The following is a 5,988-nucleotide window of genomic DNA, read 5'->3' as shown; positions in this document are numbered from 1 at the left end:
TATTCTCTGGTAATAAGTCCAGACGGGCAGACTCTTGTTAGCGGTAGCGAGGATACAACCATCAAAGTTTGGAACTTAGAGACGGGGGAGGAAATTAAAACCCTCGCTCAGAATTTGGCATCTGTTACTTCTTTAGCTATTAGTTTTGATGGTCAATTTTTAGTTAGTGCGAATGAAGACTTTAGCATAAAGTTATGGAAATAACAGACTAACTGATAGTACCGAGCGGCTCACATTATTTGTGAAATTTTCTGTCATACTAACGCTGTCAACAAGCCTCTAACCGTAATCTCGCTTTTTCTGGATCTAGTATTAGGTCTCTTGACGAGAGGAAATCAGCTTTTCCGGGTTAACGTTTCTCTGCTTCGCCAATGAGGGTAAAAGCGGCCCAATCTACAGGATTAGGATATTTGACGAGTGTCACCAGCATTGCCTTCCGCAGGGCTTGGGCAATATCAGGCGTTAGTTGCATCTGCCGATAAAATTCCGCCATGAAGTCGGCTGTTGATTCGTCGGCTACTGACCACAGAGAAACTACAACACTTGGAACGCCTGCTGCAATAAACGATCGTGATAAACCAATGACGCCATCACCTGTAATACGACCGCGACCGGTATTGCAAGCACTCAAAACGACGAGTTCGGCATTCAACCTCAAATTGAAGATTTCGCTAGCAGTGAGTAAGCCACTGTCACCCTTGCTTGGGGCAAGTGCGATGACTCCTGGTACCCCCAATCCCTCTACGTCATCCAGGATGCCGTGAGTTGCTAAATGCACGATGCGCGCTTGCTCTATTTGCTGTAAAACTGCTACTTTTGTCGCTTTGTCGCCTGTGAGGGGTTCTGCATTCAAAAGCTGAGCGATCGCGATCGCTTCGGTTTCAGCGTGTGGGAGTGATGGTAGTTTTTGAGGAGGTTGGTTCCTATTAAAGCCAACACTGGGCATGGTAGGATTCCCAACGACGATCGCACCTTTTCCTGAAGTAAGCTGTTGTTGTTTCTTTGTTAAAGACAGCACTTGAATTGAAGGCGCTGTTAAAATTGTATGTTTTTCTATCAAGTAGTTTCCCGAAGTATCTTGCAAGGCTGCAAAGGGAACTAAGAACAAAGATTCATGAGGAATAAAGGTAATTCGCGACGCTGGATCTAGAGGTAGAAGGTCAGCAATTGGTTCGATCAGTAGTTGATAAAGCTCTTGCAATGAAGGGTCTAAAAATCGTTGCTCGACAATAGGTATGGTTCGGGTTGGATTTGTAGCTGGTTGGGAGCGCTGCTTGTTTCTCACGCAATTGGGAGTGAAACAGCGACTTTTAGTAATCAATGTTTTTAATAAAGTTTCTTTCTCAGCCAAACCTTTCAAACTGATGCGACGAAATTCAATTTGTCCGGTCGGCTGCGTTACCCAGATATAAAGTTCTGAATCTTGCAGCTTTCTTTGACCATCAGCTTCTACATCTTCTTTTATAATCGAGTAAGAAACTAAAGTGGAATTGTGTTCTTTAGCAATTTGCTGGATTTCCGGAATGTTGATCGGTTTTATTTGAGTTTCTGATGACTTTAAGGTAGTCTGTGCTGACTGGGCAGAAAAACGGCTGGTCAATAATCTAACAAAAGCTTGCGCCCGTCCACGCTCTGCTACTTCTAGCGCTTCATTATGCTGATTTTGATTAGCAAGCACTTCTTGTAACATACTATAACTTGTTTCTTGGGTATCAAAAAATGAAATTAAATCGAGGTCGTTATTTTTTAAATTTGACCGCAGAGATTCCCAAATTTCAATGGCTGAAAATAAAGCTTTGATAGCTTCTGCTGGTTGCTTTGCTTTGTAGAAAGCGTCACCTAAATTGCTGAGTGCGCGGCCTTGGGCGTGGCGATCGCTCAGTTCTCTGGCAATGGCTAAACTCTGTTGGTAAGACTCAATCGCTTGACTATAATTTTTGACAGCATAGTAAGCAATCCCTAAATTTTCTAAAGCGCGACCTTGAACGAAACGATCGCGCAGTTGTAAGGCGAGCGCTAAACTTTGTTTGTGTTCATCAATTGCTTGGGCATAATTAGTCAGGGAATAGTGTACTAATCCTAAATTACTCAAAGCAAGGGCTTCGCCTCGGCGATCGCGCTGCTGTTTAGCGATCGCTAAACTTTGCTCTTGGTATTCTACTGCCCTTGTATACTCTTTTTGGGCGTAGTAAACTAATCCCAAATTTCTTAGGATACTCGCTTCTAAATCAAGCGATTTTAGGGAATGCGCTACTTCCAAACTTTGCTCGTAGTATTCGATTGCTTTTTTATAATTGCCAATCGCGCCGTAAGCAGCTCCCAAACCAATAAAAGCTTGTCCCTTTCCCAATAAATCGGCCCTGGATTCAGCTTGTGCTAAGCGCTGCTGCTGGTAAGAAATTGCTTTTTCATAATCTCCGATTGCGTAGTAAGTTGCGCCTAGATTGTTGAGCGCGTAGCCTTCTCTAGCGTCATCGCGGGAGAGTCTCGCCAGCTCTAAATTCTGCTGGTAGCAGGCGATCGCTTTGCTGTAGTCGAGCGGCGCAGTTGGGAGGGGCACTCCTGCCTGCTGCCCCAATAATTGTTCCTGAGTTAAGCACTGAATGGCACTCGGTGTCAGGCTTACTAAGCCATAGTCTAGAGGTGTGAGCCGTGGTGTTTCTGGTGGCAGCGCGGGAGGTGTGAGCGGTTGTGGTTCTGGTTGCAGCGCGGGAGGTGTGGCCGATGGCACCGGGGAACGTATGAGCGGTGGTGCTTCTGGTGGCGGCGTGACGATGAGCTGTGGTGCTTCTGGTGGCAGCGGGAGTGCTTCTGTTGGCACCGGGGGAGATAGGATCTCTGGTGGTTCTGGTATGAGCGGTGGTGGTTCTGGTGGCTGCGGGGCAGGTGTGGGTGTTTCTGGTGGCAGCGGGGGAGGTATGAGCGGTGGTGGTTCTGGTGGCTGCGCGACAGGGGTCGGCACCGGGAGAAGTATGACCCCTGGTGGTTCTGGTGGCGGCGGGGGACTAAACTCCAGCGAAGGATTTGGTAGATTGCTAAGGAAGCTGATCTCACCTGCCTTGATTCCGCTAGTGTTGATGTTGCCCGTACTGATTTTGCCTTCTGAATAAAGGGTGACGCTGCCTCCGTTTCCAAGGAAGCTAGAGGTTGTAATTCCACCGGTGGCGATCGCGTTTGCCCCATACAGGAAAATTGACCCACCGTTACCGGTGAGTGAGGAAGCGTTCAAGGTGCTAGCGCTCGTATTGATGCTTCCCCCCGTGCTGTAGAGGGTAATTTTGCCGGCATTGCCCGTTAAAGTTGAGGTATCCAGGTTTCCCGCTGTGATATCCCCGGACGCTACCAGGGTGAGGGCTCCGCCTTTTGAAGTAATGGATGCTGCTTGAATGCTGTTTGCAGCCTCTAAAAAAACTGAACCTGCGATCGCGATATTGCCAACTTGAATGTTGGCAGGTGAAGAACTGGCGGGTGCTAGAGTGCTGTTTCCAGTGAGGGAAGTGGGTACGTTACCAGCCGTTAAAACCAATTGCGGTTGAGCGCTAGATGCGGAACTGCTGATAGCGATATCACCGGATGCGATCGTGCCTTTTGCTTGCACTCCCAGAGAAGCGCCTGCGTAATTACCAAAAGTGACGTTTCCGCCTGAGATGATCGTAGAACCGCCTGAGCTTGCGAAGTTGCCGGGGCTACCTTGAAGTGTGGCAATTGAGAAATCGCTGCCAGCTCTGAAGAAGGCATCGCTGGATACAGTACCGTTGCTGGTAAGTGTGATGCGGCCGTCAGCGCTCAGTAAGCTTTGGGAGTGATTGCGCGCCTGGATGTCTATTTGGCGATCGCCCTGTAGGGCTAGGTTTCCACCCGCATTAGTAACAAAAGAGTTAGCCGCGCTGTCGCGGATACGGACAATTTCCCCCGCTTGCAATTTCAAGTCACCGGTTGAAAGTAGTTGCCTGTTTGCTAGGGTCAGGTTACGCGCGGCTGACACTGTAGCCGTTTGAGCAGACACTGCTACTTTTTGGTTCGCACCTGTTACCTGAGTGTCGGCGATCGCCACATCGCCAGCTTCTACCCGCAAGTCTGAATTTGTGAGCTGTATGCTTCCGTCGCTGTTAACTGTAACGCCTGTAGCGTTGCTGCTACCCCCTGTCAGCAGTTGGGACAAGGTGAGGGGACTCAACGGCACAGAGCCAGAGTTGAGATTAGAAGAGGGGGAAATTTCTAAACTCAGAAGATGCCCTGCTTGAGAAATGCGGACTAAGTTTTCTCCTGGCACCGATGCGATCGCAATTTGCCCGGAGGGTGCTGACAAAGTACCGGGGCTGAAAACTGTTCCGCCTATTAAAGCTAGCGTTTGCCCGTTAGGTACGCGCAGTTGACCGAAATTTGCGATCGCCCCTGGCTGAGCTGTACCAAAATAAAAAGTGCTTGGGGTTCCTATCAGCATAGCGTATTCATTAACGCCAACTGCGTGAAACCAATTGTTGCCTAATCCGATTCCGGTTGCTGTCGTTGCGAAGAATGAAGCGGGCACGTTCAGTTGAGCGTTGGAACCAAAAACAATCCCCGCTGGATTCATCAAAAATAAGTTAGAATTACCGCCTATCACTTGAATTAAACCGTTAATATAAGAAGCATCGCCACCTACAACTCGCCCTAAAATATTGCGGATATTCGGATTAGAAATAAAATTAACAATTTGACCTTCATTGAGTCCAAACTGCTGAAAACTATGAAAGAGATTAGTGCCGTCTTTTGAGAGCTGTCCCCCGTTTATGTTAAATTGATTGCCTGAGTCAGTAACAGCAGTTCCGGTGCCATCAGGAGCCGGAGTAATTGGCTGTCCTGTAGCAGCAGGTGAGAGCAGTAAAGAACCTAAAAATACTACCCAAGTAGAAGTCAACAGTTGCTGTTGATATCTTTGAGTTATTCTTGTTAGAATCATTAGAGTTCTCCCTAAAAGAAATCGTTGACTGCTCGCTTTTAAATTATAATGAAGCTTTTTCATCAAAAAACCTGAGTGGAGTTTAAACGGAACACGTTAAAAAGTGCGAGCATAGCTCAACTGATGAATATTTATAGAACCCATTTGATATCTAATATCATGTCCGGTCGAGCGACCGGGATTGTTGTAGGGGCCCGTGAGCCAACAATACCTGGCAATAATTGACCATCTCAAAAACCCGCCCCGACCGGAATATTATGGTTAATTGATCGGACATGATATAACAGGCTGCAAGCCTTTTAAGCATCAGCCTAATAAAACAAAGATAAACCTTGGCAGTAGTCGCATTAACCAGAGTTCTCTCAAAATTCTTAAGGAGGATTATGCCATTCAAGATTTCTGTTTTATTTCCGTTCGGCGATTGAGTTAGCTTTTTAATGGGCAATATTTGATGTAGTAAGGGTTCCAGGCTTTCCCACTCCGAGTCTCTTAGGTTGCTAGAGTATGTCATGACGGATTAAGAGTGTTTTCATTGTAACTTTACCTCAAAACCATTACGGGGGAAAACCGACTGGAAAACCATTCCCGGCTTTGGTTTAAACTGAACTACCTCCAAAAAGAGCTTTTGGGAGCGATCGACTGCTATGAGCGATCGCCCTCAATATCTCAAATGGGCTCTATAGCAATCCTTGCAGGAGTCGTAATTTTTTTACCCCACCCCAACCCTCCCCGAACTCACGGTCCGGGAGTAAGAAATTCACAAATGATTTAGGATTGCTATATATATACTTTCACTTGGTATGAGATGAAGTAAAAATTTTATTGTACATATCTTTAGGAGCCATAGCAATCTCTAGATATTCACTCAGGTTATCAAGGAATTCTATTGGAGAAACGTAAGGATCCAGGTGGTGGGTATTGACAACTGTGATACGGGAAAGTAGAATATAGCAATTATGAAAAAACACCTGCCACCCAAACTCAACAGTGAAACCTTAAAACAGTTGGCGACAGAGAAACTGGTAGAGATGATCGTTGAGCAGGCG

2 protein-coding genes are annotated in these 5,988 nt (G+C 46.6%); one reads left to right on the top strand and one right to left on the bottom strand.

Annotated elements, in window-relative coordinates; translation table 11 throughout:
• The coding region (locus ACUVJL_RS10315; protein WP_445245756.1) for a WD40 repeat domain-containing protein at positions 1–204 on the top strand (204 nt) is incomplete at its 5' end.
• 145 nt (positions 205–349) lie between these two features.
• On the opposite strand, the gene ACUVJL_RS10310 is transcribed toward ACUVJL_RS10315, so the two are convergent.
• On the bottom strand, positions 350–4,942 hold the full coding sequence (locus ACUVJL_RS10310; RefSeq protein WP_445245755.1) for a CHAT domain-containing protein: 4,593 nt from the start codon (positions 4,940–4,942) through the stop codon (positions 350–352).
• Between the last annotated feature and the right edge of the window lie 1,046 nt (positions 4,943–5,988).

The organism is Microcoleus sp. OTE_8_concoct_300 (assembly GCF_031383065.1).
Classification (GTDB): Bacteria; Cyanobacteriota; Cyanobacteriia; order Cyanobacteriales; family Microcoleaceae; genus Microcoleus.
This window is presented reverse-complemented; position numbering and strand designations above follow the sequence as displayed.